Source organism: Pseudomonas sp. BF-RE-25, from assembly GCF_019956105.1.
GTDB lineage: Bacteria > Pseudomonadota > Gammaproteobacteria > Pseudomonadales > Pseudomonadaceae > Aquipseudomonas > Aquipseudomonas migulae.
This window is the reverse complement of sequence record NZ_JAHBDB010000033.1, coordinates 80,052-104,807: the sequence shown is the minus strand read 5'-3', so window position 1 is coordinate 104,807 and position 24,756 is coordinate 80,052. Positions and strand designations below refer to the sequence as shown.

Sequence of the window (24,756 nt, the reverse complement as noted above, 5' to 3'; positions counted from 1 at the left end):
CCGACCATGCCGCATCTTGAAGCCGTGAACACCTCGCCCACCCGCGCCGATGTCTGGAACGCCAGCAACACCCAGTGTCGTGTGCACTATCAACTGCTGGCCGAAGCCGAACCGGACCTGCTGTGCCGGGCGCTCAACCTGTTCGCACTGCAGTTCCTGACGCCGCAACAGGTCAACGTGCAGCGCACGGACGATCTGCTGGCGATCGACATCGTCATGGACGGACTGAGCTGGCACCGCGCTCAAGTGATCGCGGAAAAACTGCGTAACCTGATCAGCGTCTGCTCGGTGGACCTGCAAACGCCTGATTCTGCGTGGGCTGATGCCGCTCAGGCGACGGGCTGAAAAAACCCGTTACGGCTTCGTCGGGTAGTGGCCCAACGGTCGGTGGGTCCACGACTATCCTTTGCGAACTGTTGTTCACGAGGAGCCCGCATGTCCGTTCAACTTGCCCTTCAGGACCGCTGGCTGGATCTCAATGATTTGCTGCGCGAGCTGGTCGCCCAGGGCTTTATCAGCCAGGATTCGGCCGAGCACGCACTGAATGCCCGCCGCCGTCACGCCGCCAATGGCCAGATGCACCCGCTGGAGTTCATCGCCAGCCAACAGCTGGATGACCTCAGCCGTCCCGGTAAACACCTCGATCTGGAAAGCCTGACCCTGTGGCTGTCGCAGCAGGCCGGTCAGCCTTATCTGCGCATCGATCCGCTGAAAATCAACGTCGCGGCCGTTACGCCGTTGATGTCCTACGCCTTCGCCCAGCGCCACAAGATTCTCGCGGTGTCCATCGATCGCGACGCCGTGACCGTGGCCAGCGCCCAGCCTTACGTCAAAGGTTGGGAAGCCGACCTGACCCATGTGTTGAAGCTGCCGATCAAACGGGTGGTGGCCAACCCGGTGGACATCCAGCGCTTCAGCGTGGAGTTCTTTCGCCTGGCCAAATCGGTCAGCGGCGCAACCAACAACGATCATCAAACCAGTACCCTGGGCAATTTCGAACAACTGCTCAACCTCGGCGCCAGCGATCAGGAGCCGGACGCCAACGACGCGCACATCGTCAATATCGTCGACTGGCTGTTCCAGTACGCTTTCCAGCAACGCGCCAGCGATATCCACATCGAGCCCCGACGCGAGCAAGGCACTGTGCGCTTTCGCATCGACGGTGTGTTGCACAACGTCTATCAATTCCCGCCGCAGGTGACCATGGCGATTGTCAGTCGCCTGAAGAGCCTGGGGCGGATGAACGTCGCGGAAAAACGCAAACCCCAGGACGGCCGGGTCAAAACCAAGACCCCGGATGGCGGCGAAGTCGAACTGCGGCTGTCGACGTTGCCGACGGCGTTCGGCGAAAAAATGGTCATGCGGATTTTCGACCCGGAAGTGCTGCTCAAGGATTTCGATCAGCTTGGGTTTTCCGCCGAAGACCTGCGCCGCTGGCAGGACATGACGAGCCAGCCCAACGGCATCATTCTGGTGACCGGCCCGACCGGTTCGGGCAAGACCACCACGCTCTACACCACCCTGAAAAAACTGGCGACGCCGGAGGTCAACCTCTGCACCATCGAAGACCCGATCGAGATGGTCGAGCCGGCCTTCAACCAGATGCAGGTCCAGCACAACATCGACCTGACCTTCGCCGCCGGTGTGCGCGCACTGATGAGACAAGACCCGGACATCATCATGATCGGCGAGATCCGGGACCTGGAGACGGCCGAAATGGCGATTCAGGCCGCGCTCACCGGCCACCTGGTGCTATCGACGCTGCACACCAATGACGCGCCCAGCGCCATCAGCCGCCTGCTGGAACTCGGTGTGCCGCATTACCTGATCAAGGCCACGGTGCTCGGCGTCATGGCGCAGCGGCTGGTCCGTACGTTGTGCCCGCACTGCAAGGCCCCGCTGACCCTGAGTGAAGAAGACTGGCAAACCCTGACCAAACCCTGGCAAGCGCCGTTGCCCGGCAATGCGCAACGCGCCATCGGTTGCCTGGAATGCCGCGACACCGGCTATCGCGGCCGCGCCGGGGTGTACGAAATCATGCAACTGACGGATGGCCTCAAAGCGCTGATCAACCCCGACACCGACTTGCTGGCGATACGGCGCCAGGCTTTCAAGGAAGGCATGCGCAGCTTGCGACTGTCGGGCGCACAGAAAGTCGCCGCAGGTTTGACGACGATCGAGGAGGTGCTGCGGGTGACACCGCAAAGTGAACAAAAGTAGCTGCGACCGTGATGGAACTCGGCAGGGTCATTGGCAATCCAACCCCGCGTAGTTAACCCAGTGGAGTCACCCATCATGCGTTTCAAACTTGCTGTTGCTACCCTCGCCGTGTTGTCCCTTCCAGTCGGTTCGGCGATGGCTGATGACAGCTTTTGGCGTAACGTCCTTACTTCCGGTGCCACCACCGGCTCGTCCTACCTGACCTCCAGGGATCAAAAGCTGATCGTCGCCGCCCAGGACGACGCCGGCAGCTTTGTCGCCAGTGACGGCGCTATTCGCGGCCCCTATCTGGAAGCCGCAATGCAGAAAGTCCGCGCCGACAACCCGGGCCTGCAGGCCACGGATATGGAACTGGCGAATGCGATCCTGGCGAAGAATGCCGTCGCGTCGAAGTAAGATTTACGGCTGAACAAAAATGCCGCTCACATGAGCGGCATTTTTTATGGGCAACACAAAACCCCTCTGTAGGAGCTGGCTTGCCAGCGATGGTGTATCAGACACATCGATGTCGACTGACACTCCATCGCTGGCAAGCCAGCTCCTACAGAGGGACGGTGTGTTTCAGCGATAGTCGTCCACCGGGACACACGCGCAAAACAGGTTCCGGTCGCCGTAGACGTTATCGACACGATTCACCACCGGCCAATACTTATGTGCCTTGGTGTGCGCGTCCGGCGTGACGCCCTGTTCGATGGTGTAGGGCCGTTCCCAAACCCCAGTGATGTCGGCCAAGGTGTGCGGCGCCCGTTTCAGCGGATTGTCTTCCGCCGGCCAATTGCCGTTTTGCACTTCGGTGATTTCCGCGCGGATACTCAGCATCGCCCCGATAAAGCGGTCCAGTTCCGCCTTCGATTCACTTTCGGTCGGCTCGACCATCAAGGTGCCCGGCACCGGAAAGGACATGGTCGGCGCGTGGAAGCCGTAGTCCATCAGGCGCTTGGCGACGTCCTCTTCGCTGATTCCGGTCAGCACTTTGAGCGGCCGCAGATCAAGGATGCATTCATGGGCCACACGCTCGTTGCGCCCGGTATAGAGCACCGGGAATGCACCCGATAAATGCTGCGCGAGGTAATTCGCGGCGAGGATCGCCACTTCGCTGGCGTCCGCCAGTTGCGGCCCCATCATCGCGATGTACATCCAGCTGATCGGCAGAATGCTCGCGCTGCCCCAAGGCGCCGCGCTGACTGCGCCGTTCTCCGGCAGCGGGCCGTCAATCGCCACTACCGGGTGGTTGGCCACGAACGGCGCCAGATGCGCCCGCACGCCAATCGGCCCCATGCCGGGCCCGCCACCGCCGTGGGGAATGCAGAAGGTCTTGTGCAAATTCATATGGGAAACGTCGGCACCAATGTCCGCCGGCCGCGCCAACCCGACTTGCGCATTGAGGTTGGCACCATCCATGTACACCTGACCGCCGTGACTGTGGATAACTTCACAGATCTCGCTGATGCCTTCTTCGTACACGCCGTGGGTCGAAGGATACGTCGCCATCAGGCAGGCGAGTTTGTCGCCCGCTTCGGCAGCCTTGCCTTTCAGATCTTCCAGATCGACGTTGCCCGCCTCGTCACATTCGACGATCACCACGCGCATTCCGGCCATCTGCGCTGAAGCGGGGTTTGTGCCGTGGGCCGAGGACGGGATCAGGCAGATATCCCGCCCGCCTTGATGCCGACTCTCGTGGTATTTGCGAATCGCCAGCAACCCCGCGTACTCGCCCTGGGCACCCGAGTTGGGCTGCATGCAGATCGCATCGAAACCGGTGATCGCGCAGAGCCAACGCTCCAGTTCTTCGATCATCAGCGTATAACCGGCCGCCTGCTCTTTCGGCACAAAGGGGTGCAAGTTGGCGAATTGCGGCCAGGTGATGGGGATCATTTCGCTGGTGGCGTTGAGCTTCATGGTGCAAGAGCCGAGCGGAATCATCGATTGATTGAGCGCCAGGTCCTTGTTCTCCAATTGCTTGAGGTAACGCAGCATCTCGGTTTCGCTGTGATGGGCGCTGAACACCGGATGACGCAAGTAAGGCGAAGTGCGCAGCAGCCCGTCAGGAATGCCGGAAGGCAGGGTTTCAGCGTCCAGTTCGTCGACGTTGAGCCCATGATCGGCACCCAGGAAGACATCGAACAACTTCGCCACGGTGCTTTCGTCAGAGGTTTCGTCGAGGCTTAGGCCCAATTGCCCACGCCCCAGAATCCGCAGGTTGATCTGCGCGGCCTGCGCGCTTTCGATGATCGCGGTTTGAGTGCCACCGACTTCCAGCGTCAACGTGTCGAAGAAGTGTTTGTTCAGGCGGGTGATGCCACGGCGCTCCAGGCCCACCGCGAGGATGCAGGTCAGCCGGTGAACACGCTGGGCAATCTGCTTCAGCCCCTCCGGACCGTGGTAGACCGCGTAGAAACTGGCGATATTGGCCAGCAGCACTTGGGCGGTGCAGATGTTCGAGTTGGCCTTCTCCCGGCGGATGTGTTGCTCACGGGTTTGCAGGGCCATGCGCAACGCAATGTTGCCACGCGCGTCTTTCGAGACGCCGATGATTCGCCCCGGAATCGCTCGTTTGTATTCATCGCGACTGGCAAAAAACGCCGCGTGGGGGCCGCCGTAACCCATGGGCACGCCAAACCGCTGGGACGAGCCGAACACCACGTCGGCGCCCAATTCTCCCGGCGGCGTCAGCAACAGCAGACTCAGCAAATCGGTGGCGACGCAAGCCAGGGCTTGCTGGGCGTGCAGGTGATCAATCCACGGACGCAGATCGCGAATCTCGCCGTGGGTGTCGGGATACTGCAACAGCGCGCCGAATACCTGGTGCTGCTTCAAGTTATCCACAGCGTCGATGATCAGCTCGAAACCGAAACCTTCGGCCCGGGTCTGCACCACGGAGATGGTCTGCGGATGACAGTTTTCATCGACGAAGAACAGATTGCTCCTGGACTTGGCGACACGCTTGGCCAGGGCCATGGCTTCCGCCGCCGCGGTGGCTTCATCCAACAGCGAGGCATTAGCCAGTTCCAGCCCCGTGAGGTCGATGGTCAATTGCTGGAAGTTCAGCAGCGCTTCGAGCCGACCTTGGGCAATCTCGGGTTGATACGGCGTGTAGGCGGTGTACCAACCTGGGTTTTCCAGGACATTGCGCAAAATGACGGTCGGCGTCAGCGTGCCGTGGTAGCCCATGCCGATCAGGCTGGTCCAGACCTGGTTCTGCTCGGCGTAGCCCCGCAGCTTGGCCAGCGCGGCCTGTTCGTCGAGGGCGGGTGGCAGGTCTAGCGCCCGGTTAAGGCGGATTCCCGGCGGCACCGTCTGCTCGATCAGCTCGACACGGCTACCAACGCCGAGGCTGTCGAGCATCGCCTGCTGCTCGGCGGCATCGGGCCCGAGGTGACGGCGGAGGAAGGCATTGGGGTCGCGTAACTGGCTCAAGGACGGCAACTGGGACATGACGGGCTCTCTCTTGACTGGCGCTCAACGTCGATGCAACACGGTCAAACCAGCATAGCTCCCCTGCGCGAGGCATGGCGTCTTTGGACGCGGCCCGTCCCTGATGCATATAAAACACGCCAGGACTTTGAGGCTCTTTCATTTCAGCGATATATACATCGCCGATAGTTATAAATAGTTATTCTTACTCGCCAAAAATAAAACTCTTCATAAGTACCCGCGCAACGGCGCTTGCAAATAGGTGAAAAGCCGACACTTATTAAAACAGTCAAATTCTTAAAAAACCAATCGCGATAGATAGAATCAAACCATAGCCAATAGATCTATAGCACAATAATCCGCATGCTATGTTTGTTGAGGACTGGGCAACGGAACCAAAAAGCCACTACCCAGTTACAAACAACCCAAGCTACGCTTTATTCGAAATGGAGTTCAAAAATGAGCAGCCAACAAATAGTTGCATATATCGAAGAAGAGCAATTGAAGGCACAAAAAAATAACAACTACAGCTTCTATCTGGCAAAAAAAGTAAATAACAGCTTCACCGTGATCTGGCAGTCAAAAGGCCCTGTAGCTACCGTCAACAACCCTAGCTATCAATACAAAAATACGTTTGATTTAACGACTCCCTCATTCATGGTCAACTATACAAACGACCCCGTGACAACGGGCAATGTCACCTTCACATCCGGTGGGAAAAACCGGCCAATCAGCACAGGCCAATCGACCATACTGGATACAAACGGCACATTTTCGCCACCAAAAAATGACACCAAACCATCGGATATTCTGATCGTCAACCAGTTACAAGCCAACCCACACGAAATATTGCTGGATGCCAAGGGCCAAAATATTTGGGTAAACCGTGAGAGTGGCATGAACATTGGTACCGCGACGTTAACACCAAAAAGTGAATACCAACTATGGTTCGGCAATCTACAAGAAACAGGCTCATTGATTGCTCAAAACCTGTCTTACTCGACTACCGTATCCGTGGTCGATGGACAAAGCGTGACCATTACCTATACCAATGCCGGTGTTTGGGTAGCAGGTGAACCCGCAGACCGCCTCAGCGACAAGGACGTCGCCGCACTGCATGCCAGGGTGGGGATCAAAGTAGCGGCATAGCATGGAGGGCAGATCGAGCATCGTTTGCACAATGGACCGAAAGCATATCGTCTAACCGTTGACCGTCTTCAACGTGCAAACCTGTTCAAAAAACCCTGTACATCCTGGATCTACAGGGTTTTTTATTGACTGTTCCAACGCTGTAGAAATGCAGGACAAAATGGAAAACCGCCATGAGCCAACAACAAATTATTGTTTATATCGAAGAGGCACAACTGATCGCTCAAAAAACCAATAACTACAGCCTTTACCTTGCAAAAATGGTAAACAACAGCTTTACCGCCATATGGTTCTCAAAGGCTTCAAAGGCCACAGTAACCCAGCCTAGTTATCAATACAAAAACATATTCGATATATCCAGCAATTCCTTCATGGTCAACTTTACAAACACTCCATTTCAAGAGGGGGATATTACATTTACTTCAGGAGGTAAAAACCTCCCCATCAACATGGGACAAAAAACGACACTCAATGAATATGGCGTATTCAGCCCCGCCACAAATGGCGGTGTCTCCGGCGATGTTTTGATCAACAACCAATTACCGGGCAACCCTAGAGAAATATTGCTGGACTCCAAAGGTAACAATATTTGGGTGAACTGTTCAGGCGGCATGAGCATCGGTGCAACCACCATGACACCAAAAAACCAGTTCCAACTATGGTTCGGCACAGCCCAGGCAGCGGGATCTTTAATCGCCGGAAATGTATCTAACTCTTACGTCGTCACGGTCAATGACGGAGAGACCAAAACAATCACTTACAACGACAGCGGTGTTTGGGTTCCGGGCGAACCGGCAACACATCTGACAGACGACCAGGTAACGGCGCTTCACGCCAGGGTAAACAAAGCGGTAGCAATGGCGGCATGACTGTTCAGCAAACCTTCACAGCAAGACCTCACCGCACGGCATTAAACAAAAACGCCGCGTTCTCCAGGAAAGGAAAACGCGGCGCTCTTGTAGCGGATCCGCTTTTGGCGATGCTTACTCGCCGATGGCGGCCTTGTAGCCAGCCGCATCAAGCAGTTTGTCCAGATCGGCGGTGTTGCTTGGCTTGAGCTTGAAGATCCAGGCACCGTACGGGTCGGAGTTGAGCAACTCAGGCGAACCGCTCAGGTCTTCATTGACCGCGATCACTTCACCGGCAATCGGTGAGTAGATGTCGGAGGCGGCTTTAACCGACTCCACAACACCCGCCTGATCTTCGGCTGCAAACACATTACCGACTTCAGTCAGCTCAACGAACACCACATCGCCCAAGGCTTCCTGAGCGTGATCGCTGATGCCCACAGTGACGGTGCCATCGGCTTCCAGACGGGCCCATTCGTGACTTTCGGCAAAACGCAGGTCGGCAGGGATATCGCTCATGTTCTGTGTCCTCAAGAAAATTGTCAGCGGTCGTTGCCCGCCAGAAAAGGTTAGATCAAGGTTTTGCCATGGCGTACGAAGGTCGGTTTGACCACTCGGACCGGGTACCACTTGCCACGGATTTCCACTTCTGCGCGGTCGGCAGTCGCCATTGGCACGCGCGCCAGTGCAATCGACTTGCTAAGCGTAGGAGAGAAACTACCACTGGTGATCTCTCCTTCGCCAACATTGGCGATGCGGACCACTTGATGAGCGCGCAAAACCCCACGCTCCTCAAGGACCAGCCCCACCAGTTTGTGCTGTACACCCCCTGCCCGTTCAGCTTCCAGAGCAACACGGCCGATGAACTGGCGAGAGGCCGGCTCCCAGGCAATGCTCCAGGCCATGTTCGAAGCCAGCGGCGAAACATCTTGATGAATGTCCTGACCGTACAGGTTCATGCCGGCTTCGACACGCAGCGTATCCCGTGCGCCAAGGCCAATCGGCGAGATGCCTGCACCCACCAGATCGTTGAAGAAACCTGGCGCCTGACTGGCCGGCAAAATGATTTCCAGACCGTCTTCGCCGGTGTAGCCGGTGCGCGCGATGAACCAGTCACCATCAGGCTGACCTTCAAACGGCTTGAGCAACTGGATCAGGTTGCCGCGAGCCTGGGTGACCAGTTCGGAGATTTTGTGTCGGGCATGCGGGCCTTGAATGGCCAGCATCGCCAGCTCGGAGCGCTCGTTGAGCTGCACATCGAAGCCGTCGAGGTGCGCCTGCATCCACGCCAGGTCTTGATCGCGGGTGGAGGCATTGACCACCAGGCGATAACCGTCCTCGAGGCGATAGACGATCATGTCGTCGACGATGCCGCCAAGCTCATTGAGCATGGTGCTGTACAAGGCACGGCCGGGGCTGTGCAGGCGTTCGACATCGTTGGCCAGCAAATGCTGGAGCCAGGCCTTGGCCTGCCCGCCGCTGACATCGATCACGGTCATGTGGGATACATCGAAAACCCCGCAATCGCGGCGCACCTGATGGTGTTCCTCGACCTGCGAGCCGTAATGCAGAGGCATATCCCAACCGCCAAAATCGACCATCTTCGCGCCGAGGGCGAGATGAAGGTCATACAGAGGCGTACGCTGTCCCATGGGTTTCTCCTTCCGGGCGTGGCGAAGGTGCGGGCCGGTGCTGCACGGAGTGAACGCCTTGAAATAGAAGGCTTTCAGCCGATTTCAGCAACCGGGTCTGTAGGACGGACCGCACCGAATGCCGCGCATTGTAGCCTCAAGGTGTAGGACTGACACCTAGGTGTTTCGATGCGCTGAACGCCGAATCAATCCGATGACCGGTAACAGCCCGACCAAAACCAGGGTCAGCGCCGGTAATGATGCCCTCGCCCACTCGCCCTCGCTGGTCATTTCGAAGATGCGTACCGCCAGCGTATCCCAGCCAAACGGGCGCATCAGCAGGGTCGCGGGCATTTCCTTGAGTACGTCGACGAACACCAGCAACGCAGCGCTCAATGTGCCGGGCAGCAATAACGGCAGATACACTTTGAAAAACAGTCGCGGACCACCGACCCCAAGGCTACGTGCCGCTTCGGGCAAAGATGGCCGTATTCGCGCCAGGCTGTTTTCCAGCGGCCCGTAAGCCACCGCGATGAATCGCACCAGATAGGCCAGCAGCAAGGCCGACAGGCTGCCCAACAGCAACGGCTTGCCGGCGCCACCCAACCATCCCGACAGCGGAATCACCAGTTCGCGATCCAGATAACTGAATGCCAACATGATCGACACCGCCAACACCGAACCCGGCAACGCATAGCCGAGATTGGCCAGGCTGACACCGGAGCGGATCGCCCGGGTCGGCGCCAGACGCCGGGCAAACGCCAGCACCAGCGCAACGCTGACAGTAATCAGCGCCGCCATGCCGCCCAGATACAAGGTGTGGACGATCAGGCCGGTGTAACGCTCATCCAGGTCGAAACGCCCGCGCTGCCAGAACCACACCACCAATTGCAGCACCGGGATCACGAAGGCGCAGGCAAACACCAGACCGCACCAGCTCATCGCTGCCAGCGCTTTGAAGCCGCGCAGGTGATACAGCGCTTTGACCCGCGGTCGTTCATTGCTTGCGCGGTTGGCCCCGCGCGCGCGGCGCTCGCCGTACAACACGACCATCACCACCAACAGCAACAGGCTGGCCAGTTGTGCGGCAGTCGAAAGACTGAAGAAGCCGTACCAGGTTTTGTAGATCGCCGTCGTGAACGTGTCGAAGTTGAACACCGACACCGCACCGAAATCCGCCAGGGTTTCCATCAGCGCCAACGCCACGCCCGCACCGATGGCCGGGCGTGCCATCGGCAACGCGACGCGCCAGAACGCCTGCCACGGCGATTGCCCCAGGACTCGCGCCGCTTCCATCAGGCCTTTGCCTTGAGCGAGAAATGCCGTGCGCGCCAGCAGGTAAACGTAGGGATAGAAGACCAGTACCAGAACAAGGATGACGCCGCCGGTCGAGCGGACTCGCGGCAGTCGCAGGCCCGTGCCGAACCATTCGCGCATCAACGTTTGAACGGGACCGGCAAAATCCAGCAATCCAACGAAGACGAACGCCAGCACGTAGGCCGGAATCGCGAACGGCAGCATCAACGCCCAATCCAGCCAGCGCCGACCAGGGAATTCGCAGAGGCTGGTAAGCCAGGCGAGGCTGACACCCAGCAGCGTTACGCCGGCACCGACGCCAAGCACCAGGGTCAGCGTGTTGCCCAGCAGCCGCGGCATCTGCGTGTCCCAGAGGTGGGACCAGATTTGATGATCGATGGTTTGCCAGGAGAGCAACAGAACGCTGAGGGGCAGCAAGACCAGCGCAGCGATGGCGAAGACCAGGGGATACCAGCGGCGTTGGGCGGGGTGGGCCAAGGACAAGCTCTCAAGCGGATGGACGATACACAGAGGCCATTGTAGGAGCGAGCTTGCTCGCGATGAACGTCACGACACCGCGGACCGTCAGGCACCCCGCGTTATCGTTAACATTCATCGCGAGCAGGCTCGCTCCTACAGGGTCAGCGGTGTCTGCACACAGGCGGGGCGCAGTATATCGACAGACTCAGTTCCAGCCAGCCCGATCCATCATGCGAATCGCTTCAGCCTGACGTTTACCGGCGACTTCCACCGGCAAGGTATCGGCGACGAACTTGCCCCACGCGGCGACTTCCGCGGACGGCGCCACCGTAGGGTTGGCCGGGAATTCCTGGTTCACATCAGCGAAGATCTTCTGCGCCTCAGGCGTGGTCATCCACTCCACCAGCGCCTTGGCCGCTTCCGGGTGCGGCGCGTGCTTGGTCAGGCCAATGCCCGAAAGATTGACGTGTACGCCTCGATCAGCCTGATTCGGCCAGAACAGCTTCACCGCCAGATCAGGCTTCTGCTTGTGCAGACGGCCGTAGTAGTAAGTGTTGACGATGCCGACGTCGCACTGGCCGGCGTTGATTGCTTCCAATACCGCGACATCATCGGAGAACACGTCGGTGGACAGGTTGTTGACCCAGCCTTTGAGGATCTTCTCGGTTTTCTCGGCGCCATTCACTTCGATCATGGTGGCGGTCAGTGACTGGTTGTAGACCTTCTTCGCCGTACGCAGGCACAGGCGGCCTTCCCAGTTCTTGTCGGCCAGACCTTCGTAAGTGGTCAACTCGCCCGGTTTCACCCGGTCGGTGGAGTACGCGATGGTCCGCGCCCGCAGGCTCAGGCCGGTCCAGGCATGAGAAGCCGCACGGTATTGCGACGGGATGTTGGTGTCGATGGTTTTCGAAGTGAAAGGTTGCAGGATGCCCATCTGCTCGGCTTGCCACAGGTTGCCGGCATCGACGGTCAGCAGCAGGTCGGCGGTGGCGTTCTCGCCCTCGGCCTTGATGCGCTGCATCAGCGGCGCTTCCTTGTCGGTGATGAACTTCACCTGCACGCCGGTTTTCGCGGTGTAGGCGTCGAACACCGGCTTGATCAGCTCGTCGATACGCGAGGAGTAAACCACCACCTCGTCAGCGGCCTGGGCGACGGTGCTGCCGATCAGGGTCAGGGCGAGTGCTGTCAGTAGACGCTTCGGTGCCAACATGGGAGCGATCTCTCAATTCGAAAAGTGAGGGCAAATGATAAGGACTCACATTTACCATCTCAATCGATCAGTTTGCGGAGGAGTTACCAGATGTTGCGTGGTTTGAAATGTGTGATGGATGTGCCGACGCCTTCGCGGGCAAGCCTCGCTCCTACAGGGATTGCAGAAAGTCTGTAGGAGCGAGGCTTGCCCGCGAAGGGGCCATCAGCTCCAGCGAAAGTCAGGCCTTGGCCAGAGCCGGCAGATCCCCGGTCAACCCCAACGCCTCACGCACAAACAACGCCTTGGCCTCCGGCATCTGCTCGACGATCTTCAAACCGGTATTACGCAACCAGCGCACCGGCAGCGGATCTGCCTGGAACAAGCGCTCGAAGCCTTCCATCGCTGCCATCAACGCGAGGTTATGCGGCATGCGCCGACGCTCGTAACGGCTCAGCACTTTCGCATCCGCCAACCGCTCGCCCCGCTCGGCTGCTTGCAGCAGCACTTCAGCCAGGACCGCGGCATCCAGGAAACCGAGGTTCACCCCTTGCCCGGCCAACGGGTGAATGGTGTGCGCCGCGTCGCCGATCAGCGCCAGGCCTTCGGCCACATACCGCTTGGCATGACGCTGGCGCAGCGGCACGCAAAGACGTGGGTCGGCGCTCAGCACCGTGCCGAGCCGGCCTTCAAAGGCGCGTTCCAGTTCGAGGCAAAACGCTGTGTCGTCCAGCACCATCAGCCGTTCGGCTTCGCTCGGCGTAGTCGACCAGACGATCGAACACCAATCCTGCTGACCGTCGCGTTCCAGCGGCAGAAACGCCAAGGGGCCGTTGTCGGTGAAGCGCTGCCAGGCCGTCATTTGATGAGGCCTGGTGCTGCGCACACTGGTGACGATCGCATGGTGCAGATAATCCCACTCGCGCGTGGCCACCCCGGCCAGGCGCCGAACCGCCGAGTTGGCGCCATCCGCCGCAATCACCAGCGGCGCACGCAAGGTGCGGCCATCGGCGAGCGTCAGCAGCCAGTCATCGCCGGAGCGGCGCATCTGCTCCAGGCGCGCATTGGCCAGCATCCCGAGGTCGCAGTCGTGCAAACGGTCGAGCAAGGCGTCCTGAACCACGCGGTTCTCGACGATATGCCCGAGCACGTCGGCATGCACGCTGGCGGCAGAAAAGTGGATCTGCCCGGTGCCGCTGCCGTCCCAGACATGCATGTCGGTGTACGGGCTGCTGCGCCGGTTGGCAATGCCATCCCACACGCCGAGGCGTTCAAGAATCCGCTGGCTGGCCGCCGATAACGCGCTCACGCGCGGTTCGAACGGCGCTTGCCCGTCGAAGGGTTTGACGCTCATCGGGCTGCCGTCCAGCAGCAGGACTTCCAGCCCGCTGTCCTGTAACGCCAGCGCCAGGGCGCTGCCGACCATTCCGGCCCCGACAATCAGCAGATCTGCGCGCATGTCCATGCTTTAAGCCTGTCTCGCTTGCGGCTTGAGCCGCACGTAAAGGGTTTTCTGGACCCGCGCCACCAAGGTGCCGGCGCCGTCGTGGATATCGACCTGCAATTGCGGCAGGTATTTTTCGCCGTTCGCCGTTTGCCGGCGGACTTCGTCGAGCAAGGTCTCGTCGACCCTGAAATTGGCGAACACCGGGCCTTTGCCCGGCGAGATGAAATCGATGTCTGCCGTTTTGTCCCAGACGATGTAATTGCGTCCGAGGTTTTCCATCAGCATCAGCATGTAGAACGGATCGACCATCGAATACAGGCTGCCACCGAACTGCGTGCCGACGTAATTGCGGTTGTACCTGCCCAGACCCATGGACACCGTGATGTCCCGAAAGTCATCGCTGATGTGCCGCACGCGAACCCCGGCGCCCAGGTACGGCGGGTAGAAGGTCATGAACCAACGCATCAACCGCGCTTTGCCGAACCTGCTCGTCAGCCACTTACGCATCGGGACGCGTACCCAGGCCCATGGCCTGTCGGGCAAACCAGCGCTTGGCCGGCGGCAGCAGATCGAGGCCGAGCAGGCCAATGTTGCGGCCCAGCGAAACCAGTGGTTGAGTGCTGCCGAACAACCGCGTGACCTGATCGGAGAAACCCACGGTCAGGTTCTGATCCATCCGCTGGCGTTCGCGGTAAGCCTGCAAGGTCGCGAAATCGCCGAGCGAAGTCTCGCTCGCCAGCAGCGCATCCGCCAACGCTTGCGCATCACGCAGCGACAGGTTGAAACCCTGGCCGGCAATGGGGTGCAGGCTGTGGGCGGCGTTGCCGAGGATCGCCAGATGCGGACGCACCTGCTCTTCGGCTTCGATCAGCGTCAACGGATAAAGATGCCGTGCGCCGACCTGTTTCAACGTGCCGAGGCGGTAACCGAACACGCCCTGCAATTCGCTGAGGAAACTGCGTTCATCCAGGGCCGCAAGCCGTTGCGCGTCCATGCCCAGACGGGTCCAGACCAATGCGCAACGATTTTCCGGCAACGGCAACAACGCCATCGGACCGTCGTCGGTGAAACGCTCGAACGCCATGCCGTTGTGCGCTTCGCTCGGGGTGATGTTGGCGATCAGCGCGCTCTGGTTGTACGGGCGCTTTTTGATGCCGATCCCCAATTGCTCGCGCAGGCCGGAACGACCGCCATCAGCGAGCACTGCGAGGTCGCACTCCAGCATCGTTTCGTCGCTGAGGGTCAGGCGATAGCCGTCGGTCAGCGGTTCCATGCGCGTGACTTCCGCCGGGCAGCGCCAGGTGACCACGTCCTTGTCCAGACCTTGCCAGAGGCATTGGCCGAGCCAGGCGTTTTCCACCACATACCCCAGCGCCGGCACACCCTCTTCCATCGCCGACAAGCGCGCGGTGGAGAAACGGCCACGGTCGGAAACGTGAATCTGCTTGATCGGCTCGGCACGGCGGGAGATTTCCTGCCACACGCCCAACCGTTGATAAATCTGTTTGGCACCGTAGGACAACGCCGAAGAACGGGCGTCGTAGCTCGGTTGATAGGTGTGGCCGGGGGCAAACGGTTCGATCAGCACGATCTTCCAGCCGCGCGCCTTGGCTCCGGCCTGCAAGGCCAACGCCAGGCTGGCACCGACCAGGCCGCCACCGATAATTGCCAGATTGACTCGACTCATGCTGCTTTTGTCCGCGCTTGCGCCATCAAGGCTTCAATCTCGGCGACCGTTTTCGGTACGCCATTGGTCAGGATTTCACAGCCGGTTTTGGTGACCACGACGTCGTCCTCGATGCGCACGCCAATGCCGCGCCATTTCTTCGCTACGTTCTGGTTGTCCGGGGCGATGTAGATCCCCGGTTCCACGGTCAGCGCCATGCCGACTTCCAGCACGCGCCATTCGCCGCCGACCTTGTACTCGCCGACGTCATGCACATCCATGCCCAGCCAGTGGCCGGCGCGGTGCATGTAAAACGCTTTATAGGCTTCGCTGGCGATCAGTTCGTCGACGTTGCCCTGCAACAGGCCCAACTTCACAAGACCGGTGGTAATCACCCGGACCGTGGCTTCGTGCGCCTGATTCCAGTGTTTGTTAGGGGCGATTTCGGCAAAGGCTGCTTCCTGTGAAGCCAGTACCAACTCGTAGATCGCCTTCTGTTCCGCTGAATACTTGCCGTTGACCGGCCAGGTGCGCGTGATGTCGCTGGCGTAGCAGTCGATCTCGCAACCGGCGTCGATCAGTACCAGATCGCCGTCCTTGAGCACCGCGTCATTCTGCTGGTAATGCAGGATGCAGCTGTTGCGCCCCGCCGCGACGATCGAACCATACGCTGGCATCTTCGCCCCGCCCTTGCGGAACTCGTAATCAAGCTCGGCTTCAAGGCTGTACTCATGCAACCCGGCCCGGCTGGCCTGCATCGCGCGAATATGCGCCTGAGCGGAAATCCGCGCGGCTTCGCGCATCACCTTCACTTCTGCCGCCGATTTATACAGGCGCATGTCGTGCAGCAGATGATCCAGCGCAACGTATTCGTTCGGCGGCTGCGCGCCGAGGTGCGCCTTGGAGCGGATCACGTTGATCCATTCCATCAGGTGGCGATCGAATTCCGGGTTGCTGCCCATCGCCGAATACACCCGGTCGCGTCCTTCGATCAGGCCCGGCAGGATGTCGTCGATGTCAGTGATGGGGAAAGCGTCGTCGGCACCGAAGTCGCGGATCGCGCCTTCCTGACCGGCACGCAGACCGTCCCAGAGTTCTCGCTCGGCGTTGCGTTCACGGCAAAACAGCAGGTATTCGCCATGCTCACGACCCGGCATCAGCACGATAACGGCTTGAGGCTCGGGGAAACCGCTGAGGTACTGGAAGTCGCTGTCCTGGCGGTAAACATGCTCGACGTCGCGGTTGCGGATGGCGACCGCGGCGGCGGGCAGAATCGCGATGCTGTTGGGTTCCATCTGCGCCATCAAGGCCTTGCGGCGACGGCTGTATTCCGATTTCGGGATATGAATCATGGGCAGATGGCTTTTCCTGGCTCGCGATTAATGCAACGACGGTTTGGCGGCAGCCGGCGCTTCTGGCTTGCGGGTTTCCGAGAACAGCAGCAGCGGCGCGACACGCAGGTACTCCATGACTTCCATGTAGTCGCTTTCGCCGTCGTCGGACTCTTCCAGCGCGTCTTGCACCTGGGAAATCGCCGCCAGATCCTGCAACACTTCGGTGGCCTCGGTGCTGAGCATGCTGCTGTCGCGGCAGTTCAGGCCGAAACCGCTGAGGAAGCCCTGGCACCATTGGCCCAGTGCGGCGGCACGGTCAGCCAGCGGCGCGTCATCGGTCGGCAGCAGCAGAACGACGGTCACGTCGTCGCCGGTGAGTTCACCCTTGACCATCTCTTGCAAGCCGATCAAGGCGTTGCGAACGTTGTCTTGCGGCTCGCCTTCGAGCAGCTCGGCGGCATCGATCAGCCACTCTTCTGCATTGAAACCGGCGCCGGCGCAGCTGCGGCCGAGCAGCAGGCCATGCAGTTCGGCAGGCGAGACGTTGTGACCGCTGGAAGTCAGCAGGGTGGCGAAGGCTTGGTACGGAGAATTCTGAATGGGCATGGGCAGCTAGGCGCCAGACGGCGCTATGTCTAGAATGAAGGCCTTGTATCCTACATCGACTACCCCTGTAGGAGCGAGCTTGCTCGCGATGAACCCGAGAACGCCGCTGGGTGTCAGGGACCCAGCGTTATCGTTGGCGACCATCGCGAGCAAGCTCGCTCCTACGGTTCAACACCCATCAGACATTTCAGTGGACACAATGGAAGACACCGACCTGCAAGCGCTGATGGCCAGACTCGAACTGCTAATTGATCGAGTCGAGCAACTTAAGAGTCAAAATGGACTCCTACTAGCTCAGGAAAAAACCTGGCGCGAGGAACGCGCTCACCTCATTGAAAAGAACGAAATCGCCCGGCGTAAGGTCGAATCGATGATTTCGCGCCTCAAGGCCCTGGAGCAAGACTCATGAGTTCAAGCAATAGCGTCACCGTGCAGATCCTCGACAAAGAATATTCGATCATTTGCCCCCAGGAAGAGCGCAGCAACCTGGTGAGCGCCGCCCGTTACCTGGACGGCAAGATGCGCGAGATCCGCAGTAGCGGCAAAGTCATCGGCGCAGATCGCATCGCCGTGATGGCCGCGCTGAACATCACGCACGACCTTCTGCACAAGGAAGAGCGGCCGGATGTACAGGTCAGCGGTTCGACCCGCGAGCAGGTGCGCGACCTGCTGGATCGCGTCGATCTGGTGCTCGCCACCGATCCAGACGTCACCAAGGGCTGATTCGTCCGACCGCTTGGGTTATACTCGCAACACTCCCTGGGGTGCTTGCCAGTTGACCACGTCCCTGAGCCGATTCGCACTACCCTGGAGGCTGCACGTTGGGCTGGTGTGCATGTCCGCTAGACGGAAAGCCTTAAAGCCTACTGCATCTTCCACCTTGAACTTTCGGGTTCAAGGGCTAAGTCAGCAGCGGTTCATCCGGGGAGCCTGATTCCAGTCCGATGCCGGTTTAAATACCGGCATCGGCTTTTTTACGGGTACGCTTTGTGTACCCGCACTGCCGAAGCCCGAATCCATGACCGAACCTGCGCTGCTGCCCCGCCCGCAACTTCGACGCATGCTGCGCAAGGCCCGCCGCGCACTGACAGCCAGTCAGCAGCGCCAGGCCGCTCGCGGGCTGTACAAGCAATTGGCCCAGCAGCCGTTGTTTCGCCGCGCCAAACATATCTCGCTCTATTTACCCACCGACGGTGAAATCGATCCGCGCCTGTTGCTGCGCGCCGCGCAACGTCGGGGCAAGGCGACTTACCTGCCGGTGCTCAGCGCCTGGCCGCGAACCAAAATGGTGTTCCAGCGGATTCGCCCCGGCGAAAAGCTCCAACCCAATCGCTTCCGTATTCTCGAACCCAGGCACAACCTCGCCCGACAACGCAAAGTCTGGGCGCTCGATCTGGTGCTGTTGCCGCTCGTGGGATTCGACGATGTCGGTGGCCGACTCGGCATGGGCGGTGGTTTCTACGACCGGAGCCTGGCGTATCTGGCGCGGCGGAAAAACTGGCGCAAGCCGACGCTATTGGGGCTGGCCCATGAATGTCAGAAGGTCGGAAGACTGGCTCAGGCGAGCTGGGATGTGCCGTTGCAAGGAACGGTTACAGACAAGGCGTGGTATTTCGCAGACTAGACGCCACTCGAATCAGCGGCGTCGAAAAGACAGGTTCAGCGCTTGAAGGCTGACGGCTGTTGTTGCTGCGCGATTTCAATCGGCGCATCGGTCTTGTTGCTCCACAAGCTTTGGGCATAGCCAGTGGTCACGACGCCAAGGCCGAACAAAATAACCAAAATCCATAGTAAATCCGGTTTGCGTTTCATCGATTGCCCCCCAAAGGCACATCAATACGATGACAGCAGCGGTTTCCGTTGTAGGTGTAGGCCGTGCAGCAGCGTCAAGCTTAGAAGGCCGGCATTTTGCGACAACGTGAACCGACACGCAAACGCTGGCGTCAACCGACCGTCGGTTTGTCATAAAATCGCCCGACAACTTGTCCACCTGACTCGCAAGGAGCAAAAACCATGGCCTATTGGCTGATGAAATCCGAGCCCGACGAGCTCTCGATCAAAGGTCTGGAGAAGCTCGGCAAAGCGCGCTGGGATGGGGTTCGCAACTATCAGGCGCGTAACTTTTTGCGTGCGATGGCGGTCGGCGACGAGTTCTTCTTCTATCACTCCAGCTGCCCGGAGCCCGGGATTGCCGGGATCGGGAAGATTGTCGAAGCGGCGTATCCGGACCCGACGGCGCTGGAGCCGGAGAGTCATTATTACGACCCGAAGGCCAGCGCCGAAAAAAACGCCTGGAGCGCGATTGATGTCGCGCATGTGGAGACGTTTTCCAGGGTGTTGAAGCTGGATTATTTGAAGCAGCAGACGGCGTTGGCGGAGATGCCATTGGTGCAGAAGGGTTCGCGGCTGTCAGTGATGCCGGTGACGGCCGAGCAGTGGAATGCGGTTCTCGCTTTACGCTAAAAACCGCCCGGTCACGCTCTTTTAGCCAACCCGATCGCACAGGCATGGCTTTTCAGTTGACTGGTATCAAATCGTCTCGGTGTCAGATCAGCCAGACTAGTACGCAACAGCCGCAGGATAGCCGCATGTCTATGCACAGTCGCTCTTCGATTTTATTCGCCAGCGCCCTGATGGTGTTGCTGATGGCGGCCGGTGGTTTCGGGTACTGGAAGTCCATGCATGGCCGTCTACCCGAAGGTTTGTATTTCGGTAACGGTCGCCTTGAGGCCACTGAAGTACAGATCGCCAGCAAGACCCCGGGACGACTGGCCGAGGTACTTGTCAACGAAGGCGACAAGGTGACCAAGGGTCAACTGCTGGCACGCATGGACACCCGAACCCTCGAAGCGCAACGGAGCGAGGCTGAAGCCGAGGTGCTGCGTGCCCGAGAAAATCTTTCCGCCGCCCGGGCCAACGTCCAACTGCGCCAGAGTGAACAGCTGCTGGCCCAACAGGAACTCAAGCGCTCACAGGAGTTGTTCAAGCACGGCTTCGTGAGTGGCCAGATCATTGATCAACAGCAGGCGCGCCTGGACACAGGCAGCGCCGCGGTTGCAGCGTCCAGGGCTCAGGTATCGGCCGTCGGCGCGGCGATTGGCGCTGCACAGGCACACGTGGCGATGTTGACCAGCGAGATAGATGACAGCAGCCTGCTGGCGCCCATCGACGGTGTGATTCAGCTGCGCACGGCCGAGCCGGGCGAAGTGCTCGGTGCCGGCGGACGGGTGCTACTGCTGATCGACCCTAACGACCAATACATGAACCTTTACCTGCCCGCCTCGGTGACGGGTCGCCTGGCGGTCGGCGACAATGCGCGGATTCTGCTGGACGCCCTGCCGGACCACCCCTTGCCGGCAAAAATCAGCTTCGTCGCCGCCAAGTCGCAGTTCACTCCCAAAGAAGTCGAGACCCACGACGAGCGACAAAAACTGGTGTTCCGCGTCAAGCTGCGACTGACCGATCCGAGCGCCCTGCCCCAGGCTAAACCGGGCATGCCAGGTGCCGGTTACGTGCGCACCATGCCAATTGACTGGCCGGCCAACCTGCAATGATCGGCCTGGCGCTGCAAGCGACCGGCATCAACCACCGCTATGGCAAGCAACAGGCGTTGAGCGACATCCATTTCAGTCTGCCCGCGGGAACCCGCTGCGGGCTCATCGGCCCCGATGGTGCCGGCAAGTCCAGCCTGCTGGGGTTGATTGCCGGGGTTAAGATCCTGCAGGAGGGTCAGCTGGAGGTCCTCGACGGTTCAATCCAGAACCGCCGCCATCGCAACAGTCTGTATGCCCGCATTGCTTTTATGCCCCAAGGGCTGGGCGGTAATCTGTACCCCGAGTTGTCAATCAGCGAGAACATTCAGTTTTTCGCCACCCTGTTTGGCCTGTCGAAAGCCGAATGTGATCAGCGCATGCACAGCCTGTTGCTGGCCACCGATCTGCTGCGGTTTTCCGATCGTCCGGCGGGCAAGCTGTCTGGCGGCATGAAACAAAAACTCGGGCTCTGTTGTGCGCTGATCCATGAGCCGGATCTGCTGATCCTGGACGAACCGACTACCGGGGTAGACCCCTTGTCCCGTCGGCACTTCTGGGAACTGGTGGACGACGTGCGCCGGCAACGCCCGCAACTGACATTGCTGGTTGCCACGGCCTATATGGAAGAAGCCGAGCAATTCGAGCACTGCCTGATGCTCGACGGCGGCCAGTTGATCGCCACGGGGCTAACCGGTGAACTGGCAGCGGCAACCCCGAGCGGCAAACTTGATGCCGCATTCACGCATTTTCAGGGCGACAGCGACCAAGACAAGCCGTCGATGGTGATCCCACCCAGAACCGGTGCCAACACTGAGATCGCCATCCAAGCCCACGACCTGACCCTACGCTTCGGCGATTTTACTGCCGTAAACAAGGTCAGTTTTGCCATCGGACGGGGCGAGATTTTCGGTTTTCTCGGTTCCAACGGCTGTGGCAAAACCACCACCATGAAAGTATTGACCGGACTTATTCCTGCCAGTGAAGGCAGCGCTTCACTGCTGGGTAACCCTGTGAATGCCAAGGACCTGGCGACCCGAAAACGCGTCGGGTTCATGTCCCAGAGCTTTTCGCTATACGGCGAACTCAGCGTGCGGCAGAACCTGAACTTACACGCACGGCTGTTCGATTTGCCCAAGGCAGACAGTGTTCAGCGCATCAACGAACTGATCCAGCGCTTCAATCTGGGCAGTGTCGCCGATCAACAGTCCGGCGCGCTTCCCTTGGGTCTGCGTCAGAGACTGTCCCTGGCGGTGGCGGTGTTGCATCGTCCGGAGGTGCTGATTCTCGACGAACCGACCTCCGGCGTGGACCCGGCGGCGCGCGATGATTTTTGGCGATTGCTGGTCGAACTCTCGCGCGAGCAAGGCGTGACCATTTTTCTCTCCACGCACTTCATGAATGAAGCCCAGCGCTGTGACCGCATCTCACTGATGCACGCCGGCAAGGTGCTGGCCTGCGACACGCCTGCAGCGCTGCAACAGCAGTTCAAGGGCGAAACCCTGGAAGCCGCGTTTGTCACTTGCCTGGAACAGGCGCAAGGCCCCACACAAACTCCGACACCTACAGCGCCCGATGCCCCTGCGGCCAGCCACGTCACACCGCTGAAGAAACGTCGTTTCAGTGCCGGACGCCTGGTCGCGGTAGCCAGTCGTGAAGGCAAGGGGTTGCTGCGCGATAAGGTACGGATGGCCTTTGCCTTGCTCGGGGCCGTTTTCATGATGGTGATCTTCGGCTATGGCATCTCCCTGGATGTGGAAAAGCTCCCCTTCGCCGTCTTCGATCAGGACCAGACATCACAGAGTCGCGCCTATCTGGAAGCGTTTCGCGGCTCTCGTTATTTCGACGAACAGCCGCCCATTCGTGATGCGAAAGAACTGCACCGTCGCCTTCAACGCTCGGAAATCAAACTGGCACTGGAAATACCACCGGGATTTGGCCGGGATTTGTACGCTGCTCGACAGCCCGTCGTGGCCGCCTGGCTTGATGGCGGCATGCCGTTTCGGGCCGAGACCAGCCGCAATTACGTCGAAGCGGTGCACCAGGCCAACCTTCAACAACTGGCCGAACAGAGCAGTCCGGCATTGAAATCGCAGGCCGCAGCCAAACTGGAAACCCGCTTCCGATACAACCAGGATGTCGTCAGCGTCAACGCCATCGGCCCGGGAGTCATGGCGCTGATCCTCGCGTTCATCCCCGCCATGCTGACCGCGCTGGGTATCGTCCGGGAAAAGGAACTGGGGTCGATCACCAATTTCTACGCCACACCGCTGACCCGACTGGAGTTCCTGCTGGGCAAGCAGGCCCCTTATCTGGCAATCAGCTTGATTAACCTCGCCGTACTGGCGGCCATGAACCGTTGGCTGTTCGGTGTGCCGTTCAAGGGCAGCGGCCTGACCCTGGCATTCGGCGGGCTGCTTTATGTGCTGGCAACGACCAGCATGGGCCTGCTGATTTCATCGTTTACCCGAACCCAGATTGCCGCGATCCTCGGCACCATGATCATCACCAGCCTGCCAACGATTCAGTTTTCCGGGCTGATCGTACCGCGCTCCTCACTTGACGGTGCTGCGTCGGTGATGGGAATGCTGTTCCCGGCCGGTTACTTCCTTGACCTCGCCGTCGGCACGTTCACCAAAGCACTGGACATCCGTCAGTTATGGCCGCAATGCCTGGCATTGTCCGGCTTCTTTCTCGTGTTCACCGGGCTCAGCCTGGTCATGCTGAAAAAGCAGGAGGCCTGATGCACAAGTGCGCGCATATCCTGCGGTTGGGCCTCAAGGAAATGACCAGCCTGAGACACGACAGTGTGTTGCTGCTGTTCCTTTTCTATGCCTTTACGGTAGCGATCTATATGCCGGCTGCCGGCTCAGTGATCGGTGTGCATAACGCCAGCGTGGCCATGGTGGACGAAGACCACAGCCACCTTTCGCGGCAGTTGGCCCAGGCCCTGCAACCGCCGGAGTTCCAAAGCCCGGTGTTGCTGCCTTACGCTCAACTCGATCAGGCCTTGGACAGTGGCCAGTACACGTTTTTGATTAACGTGCCGGCAGGTTTCCAGGCCGACTTGCTGGCAGGTCGTCAGCCGACGGTGCAAGTGAACGTCGATGCCACAGCCATGAGCCAGGCATTCATGGGCGCCGGTTACATCGGGCGGATTTTCCAGCGCGAGCTACTCAACTATAGCGGACAGAGCGATGCCGCCAGTCAGTCCCCGGCGCTGCTGACCACCCGCTCCCTGTTCAATACCAATCTGGAAGGCGGCTGGTTTCTGGCGGTGATTCAAATCGTCAACAACATCACCATCCTTGCCATCATCCTGACCGGTACGGCGCTGCTGCGTGAGCGTGAACACGGCACGCTCGACCATCTACTGGTGCTGCCGCTGACGGCGCTGGAGATCATGCTGGCGAAAATCTGGAGCAACATGCTGGTTGTGGTGCTGTGCACTTGGCTATCACTGGAAGTGATTGTCAAAGGTGCGCTGGGCGTGCCGCTGGCTGGCGCGATGAGTCTGTTTTTGCTGGTGACTGCGGTTTATCTGTTCGCCAGTACGGCGCTGGGGATTTTCCTCGCGACCCTCGCCCGCTCAACGCCACAGTTCGGTCTGCTGAGCATTCCGGTGATCATCCCGATGTTGCTGCTGTCCGGCGGCAGCACGCCACTCGACAGCATGCCCCAATGGCTGCAATGGGTCATGCAGGGCTCGCCGTCGACGCATTTTGTCAGCCTCAGCGCCGCGATATTGTTTCGTGACGCCGGTCTGAGCGTGGTTTGGCCGGATTTGCTGGTGCTGACAGCCATCGGCCTGCTGTTCTTCGCGATTGCGTTGCTGCGGTTCCGCAAAAGCCTGACGTCCTGAAGCATCAAGTACTGGAGCAACATGGCTTAGCGGCGATGGCGTTCTTGAGGACGCTATCGCTGGCAAGCCAGTTTCGGCCCCTGA

The 24,756-nt window shown here is 59.6% G+C and carries 23 protein-coding genes and 1 other RNA gene; 13 read left to right on the top strand and 11 right to left on the bottom strand.

Annotated features, from left to right (window positions below; translation table 11 throughout):
• Nucleotides 1–6 precede the first annotated feature (6 nt).
• The 3 genes from KGB24_RS16325 to KGB24_RS16315 all read left to right on the top strand — a co-directional run bounded on the left by KGB24_RS16325 (nucleotide 7) and on the right by KGB24_RS16315 (nucleotide 2,616).
• Entirely contained in the window at nucleotides 7–345 is a 339-nt protein-coding gene (locus KGB24_RS16325) for a hypothetical protein (protein ID WP_223413752.1), read from the top strand.
• A 90-nt stretch (nucleotides 346–435) separates the two neighbouring features.
• Nucleotides 436–2,220: a GspE/PulE family protein gene (locus KGB24_RS16320; protein ID WP_192227505.1), complete on the top strand. Its 1,785-nt coding sequence runs from the start codon at nucleotides 436–438 to the stop codon at nucleotides 2,218–2,220.
• A 75-nt stretch (nucleotides 2,221–2,295) separates the two neighbouring features.
• Nucleotides 2,296–2,616 carry a DUF2388 domain-containing protein gene (locus tag KGB24_RS16315; RefSeq protein ID WP_008024239.1) on the top strand — a complete coding sequence of 107 codons (321 nt, stop codon included), beginning with the start codon at nucleotides 2,296–2,298 and terminating at the stop codon, nucleotides 2,614–2,616.
• Between the two features lie 165 nt (nucleotides 2,617–2,781).
• Here the strand turns inward: KGB24_RS16315 and gcvP are convergent, their stop codons facing one another.
• Nucleotides 2,782–5,655, bottom strand: a complete 2,874-nt coding sequence (gene gcvP / locus KGB24_RS16310) for an aminomethyl-transferring glycine dehydrogenase (protein ID WP_223413753.1) — start codon at nucleotides 5,653–5,655, stop codon at nucleotides 2,782–2,784.
• Between the two features lie 438 nt (nucleotides 5,656–6,093).
• Between gcvP and KGB24_RS16305 the strand changes: the two genes are divergently transcribed.
• Together KGB24_RS16305 and KGB24_RS16300 are read left to right on the top strand one after the other, a co-directional pair.
• Complete coding sequence (locus KGB24_RS16305) at nucleotides 6,094–6,783, top strand: hypothetical protein (protein WP_008024242.1); 690 nt, start codon at nucleotides 6,094–6,096, stop codon at nucleotides 6,781–6,783.
• Between the two features lie 173 nt (nucleotides 6,784–6,956).
• Nucleotides 6,957–7,652, top strand: coding sequence for a hypothetical protein (locus KGB24_RS16300; RefSeq protein ID WP_223413754.1), 696 nt, complete (start codon nucleotides 6,957–6,959; stop codon nucleotides 7,650–7,652).
• Nucleotides 7,653–7,766: 114 nt separating this feature from the next.
• On the opposite strand, the gene gcvH is transcribed toward KGB24_RS16300, so the two are convergent.
• The 9 genes from gcvH to KGB24_RS16255 form a co-directional block, all read right to left on the bottom strand.
• Complete coding sequence (gene gcvH / locus KGB24_RS16295; protein ID WP_008024245.1) at nucleotides 7,767–8,150, bottom strand: glycine cleavage system protein GcvH; 384 nt, start codon at nucleotides 8,148–8,150, stop codon at nucleotides 7,767–7,769.
• A 50-nt stretch (nucleotides 8,151–8,200) separates the two neighbouring features.
• Nucleotides 8,201–9,283, bottom strand: a complete 1,083-nt coding sequence (gene gcvT, locus KGB24_RS16290) for a glycine cleavage system aminomethyltransferase GcvT (RefSeq protein ID WP_223413755.1) — start codon at nucleotides 9,281–9,283, stop codon at nucleotides 8,201–8,203.
• 156 nt (nucleotides 9,284–9,439) lie between these two features.
• Nucleotides 9,440–11,056, bottom strand: a complete 1,617-nt coding sequence (locus tag KGB24_RS16285) for an ABC transporter permease (RefSeq protein ID WP_008024249.1) — start codon at nucleotides 11,054–11,056, stop codon at nucleotides 9,440–9,442.
• 187 nt (nucleotides 11,057–11,243) lie between these two features.
• On the bottom strand, nucleotides 11,244–12,248 hold the full coding sequence (locus KGB24_RS16280) for an extracellular solute-binding protein (protein ID WP_223413756.1): 1,005 nt from the start codon (nucleotides 12,246–12,248) through the stop codon (nucleotides 11,244–11,246).
• Nucleotides 12,249–12,468: 220 nt separating this feature from the next.
• Nucleotides 12,469–13,686, bottom strand: a complete 1,218-nt coding sequence (locus tag KGB24_RS16275) for a 2-octaprenyl-3-methyl-6-methoxy-1,4-benzoquinol hydroxylase (RefSeq protein WP_223413772.1) — start codon at nucleotides 13,684–13,686, stop codon at nucleotides 12,469–12,471.
• A gap of 9 nt (nucleotides 13,687–13,695) precedes the next feature.
• Complete coding sequence (locus KGB24_RS16270) at nucleotides 13,696–14,181, bottom strand: DUF4442 domain-containing protein (protein ID WP_008024257.1); 486 nt, start codon at nucleotides 14,179–14,181, stop codon at nucleotides 13,696–13,698.
• Nucleotides 14,174–15,361: a 2-octaprenyl-6-methoxyphenyl hydroxylase gene (gene ubiH / locus KGB24_RS16265; protein WP_008024259.1), complete on the bottom strand. Its 1,188-nt coding sequence runs from the start codon at nucleotides 15,359–15,361 to the stop codon at nucleotides 14,174–14,176. The genes KGB24_RS16270 and ubiH overlap by 8 nt, the downstream gene beginning before the upstream one ends.
• A complete protein-coding gene (pepP, locus tag KGB24_RS16260) occupies nucleotides 15,358–16,692 on the bottom strand; it encodes a Xaa-Pro aminopeptidase (RefSeq protein ID WP_008040694.1) in 1,335 nt (444 codons plus the stop codon). Before pepP ends, ubiH begins: the two co-directional genes overlap by 4 nt.
• A gap of 27 nt (nucleotides 16,693–16,719) precedes the next feature.
• Nucleotides 16,720–17,280 carry a YecA family protein gene (locus tag KGB24_RS16255; RefSeq protein WP_223413758.1) on the bottom strand — a complete coding sequence of 187 codons (561 nt, stop codon included), beginning with the start codon at nucleotides 17,278–17,280 and terminating at the stop codon, nucleotides 16,720–16,722.
• A 199-nt stretch (nucleotides 17,281–17,479) separates the two neighbouring features.
• Between KGB24_RS16255 and KGB24_RS16250 the strand changes: the two genes are divergently transcribed.
• The 4 genes from KGB24_RS16250 to KGB24_RS16235 all read left to right on the top strand — a co-directional run bounded on the left by KGB24_RS16250 (nucleotide 17,480) and on the right by KGB24_RS16235 (nucleotide 18,904).
• Nucleotides 17,480–17,689, top strand: a complete 210-nt coding sequence (locus tag KGB24_RS16250; RefSeq protein WP_003177365.1) for a TIGR02449 family protein — start codon at nucleotides 17,480–17,482, stop codon at nucleotides 17,687–17,689.
• Nucleotides 17,686–18,003: a cell division protein ZapA gene (locus KGB24_RS16245; protein ID WP_008024266.1), complete on the top strand. Its 318-nt coding sequence runs from the start codon at nucleotides 17,686–17,688 to the stop codon at nucleotides 18,001–18,003. The genes KGB24_RS16250 and KGB24_RS16245 overlap by 4 nt, the downstream gene beginning before the upstream one ends.
• Before the next feature lie 30 nt (nucleotides 18,004–18,033).
• A non-coding RNA gene (gene ssrS / locus KGB24_RS16240) (6S RNA) lies at nucleotides 18,034–18,212 on the top strand.
• 86 nt (nucleotides 18,213–18,298) lie between these two features.
• Nucleotides 18,299–18,904 (top strand): 5-formyltetrahydrofolate cyclo-ligase, encoded by a 606-nt coding sequence (locus KGB24_RS16235; protein ID WP_008024267.1) that lies wholly within the window; start codon nucleotides 18,299–18,301, stop codon nucleotides 18,902–18,904.
• Between the two features lie 35 nt (nucleotides 18,905–18,939).
• Here KGB24_RS16235 and KGB24_RS16230 read toward each other — a convergent pair whose 3' ends face one another.
• Nucleotides 18,940–19,092: a hypothetical protein gene (locus KGB24_RS16230; protein WP_008024268.1), complete on the bottom strand. Its 153-nt coding sequence runs from the start codon at nucleotides 19,090–19,092 to the stop codon at nucleotides 18,940–18,942.
• Between the two features lie 201 nt (nucleotides 19,093–19,293).
• Between KGB24_RS16230 and KGB24_RS16225 the strand changes: the two genes are divergently transcribed.
• The 4 genes from KGB24_RS16225 (at nucleotide 19,294) to KGB24_RS16210 (ending at nucleotide 24,672) form a co-directional block, all read left to right on the top strand.
• Nucleotides 19,294–19,743: an EVE domain-containing protein gene (locus KGB24_RS16225; protein WP_223413759.1), complete on the top strand. Its 450-nt coding sequence runs from the start codon at nucleotides 19,294–19,296 to the stop codon at nucleotides 19,741–19,743.
• 125 nt (nucleotides 19,744–19,868) lie between these two features.
• Nucleotides 19,869–20,834: an HlyD family secretion protein gene (locus KGB24_RS16220; protein ID WP_223413760.1), complete on the top strand. Its 966-nt coding sequence runs from the start codon at nucleotides 19,869–19,871 to the stop codon at nucleotides 20,832–20,834.
• Complete coding sequence (gene rbbA / locus KGB24_RS16215) at nucleotides 20,831–23,554, top strand: ribosome-associated ATPase/putative transporter RbbA (RefSeq protein WP_223413761.1); 2,724 nt, start codon at nucleotides 20,831–20,833, stop codon at nucleotides 23,552–23,554. Before KGB24_RS16220 ends, rbbA begins: the two co-directional genes overlap by 4 nt.
• Nucleotides 23,554–24,672 (top strand): ABC transporter permease, encoded by a 1,119-nt coding sequence (locus tag KGB24_RS16210; RefSeq protein ID WP_223413762.1) that lies wholly within the window; start codon nucleotides 23,554–23,556, stop codon nucleotides 24,670–24,672. The genes rbbA and KGB24_RS16210 overlap by 1 nt, the downstream gene beginning before the upstream one ends.
• Nucleotides 24,673–24,756 lie beyond the last annotated feature (84 nt).

Bases quoted from the DNA above. Each gene is read 5' to 3' on its own strand.
- KGB24_RS16325 (WP_223413752.1), top strand. From the start codon at position 7: ATGCCGCATCTTGAAGCCGTGAACACCTCGCCCACCCGCGCCGATGTC.
- KGB24_RS16320 (WP_192227505.1), top strand. From the start codon at position 436: ATGTCCGTTCAACTTGCCCTTCAGGACCGCTGGCTGGATCTCAATGAT.
- KGB24_RS16315 (WP_008024239.1), top strand. From the start codon at position 2,296: ATGCGTTTCAAACTTGCTGTTGCTACCCTCGCCGTGTTGTCCCTTCCA.
- gcvP (WP_223413753.1), bottom strand. From the start codon at position 5,655: ATGTCCCAGTTGCCGTCCTTGAGCCAGTTACGCGACCCCAATGCCTTC.
- KGB24_RS16305 (WP_008024242.1), top strand. From the start codon at position 6,094: ATGAGCAGCCAACAAATAGTTGCATATATCGAAGAAGAGCAATTGAAG.
- KGB24_RS16300 (WP_223413754.1), top strand. From the start codon at position 6,957: ATGAGCCAACAACAAATTATTGTTTATATCGAAGAGGCACAACTGATC.
- gcvH (WP_008024245.1), bottom strand. From the start codon at position 8,150: ATGAGCGATATCCCTGCCGACCTGCGTTTTGCCGAAAGTCACGAATGG.
- gcvT (WP_223413755.1), bottom strand. From the start codon at position 9,283: ATGGGACAGCGTACGCCTCTGTATGACCTTCATCTCGCCCTCGGCGCG.
- KGB24_RS16280 (WP_223413756.1), bottom strand. From the start codon at position 12,248: ATGTTGGCACCGAAGCGTCTACTGACAGCACTCGCCCTGACCCTGATC.
- KGB24_RS16275 (WP_223413772.1), bottom strand. From the start codon at position 13,686: ATGCGCGCAGATCTGCTGATTGTCGGGGCCGGAATGGTCGGCAGCGCC.
- KGB24_RS16270 (WP_008024257.1), bottom strand. From the start codon at position 14,181: ATGCGTAAGTGGCTGACGAGCAGGTTCGGCAAAGCGCGGTTGATGCGT.
- ubiH (WP_008024259.1), bottom strand. From the start codon at position 15,361: ATGAGTCGAGTCAATCTGGCAATTATCGGTGGCGGCCTGGTCGGTGCC.
- pepP (WP_008040694.1), bottom strand. From the start codon at position 16,692: ATGATTCATATCCCGAAATCGGAATACAGCCGTCGCCGCAAGGCCTTG.
- KGB24_RS16255 (WP_223413758.1), bottom strand. From the start codon at position 17,280: ATGCCCATTCAGAATTCTCCGTACCAAGCCTTCGCCACCCTGCTGACT.
- KGB24_RS16250 (WP_003177365.1), top strand. From the start codon at position 17,480: ATGGAAGACACCGACCTGCAAGCGCTGATGGCCAGACTCGAACTGCTA.
- KGB24_RS16245 (WP_008024266.1), top strand. From the start codon at position 17,686: ATGAGTTCAAGCAATAGCGTCACCGTGCAGATCCTCGACAAAGAATAT.
- KGB24_RS16235 (WP_008024267.1), top strand. From the start codon at position 18,299: ATGACCGAACCTGCGCTGCTGCCCCGCCCGCAACTTCGACGCATGCTG.
- KGB24_RS16230 (WP_008024268.1), bottom strand. From the start codon at position 19,092: ATGAAACGCAAACCGGATTTACTATGGATTTTGGTTATTTTGTTCGGC.
- KGB24_RS16225 (WP_223413759.1), top strand. From the start codon at position 19,294: ATGGCCTATTGGCTGATGAAATCCGAGCCCGACGAGCTCTCGATCAAA.
- KGB24_RS16220 (WP_223413760.1), top strand. From the start codon at position 19,869: ATGTCTATGCACAGTCGCTCTTCGATTTTATTCGCCAGCGCCCTGATG.
- rbbA (WP_223413761.1), top strand. From the start codon at position 20,831: ATGATCGGCCTGGCGCTGCAAGCGACCGGCATCAACCACCGCTATGGC.
- KGB24_RS16210 (WP_223413762.1), top strand. From the start codon at position 23,554: ATGCACAAGTGCGCGCATATCCTGCGGTTGGGCCTCAAGGAAATGACC.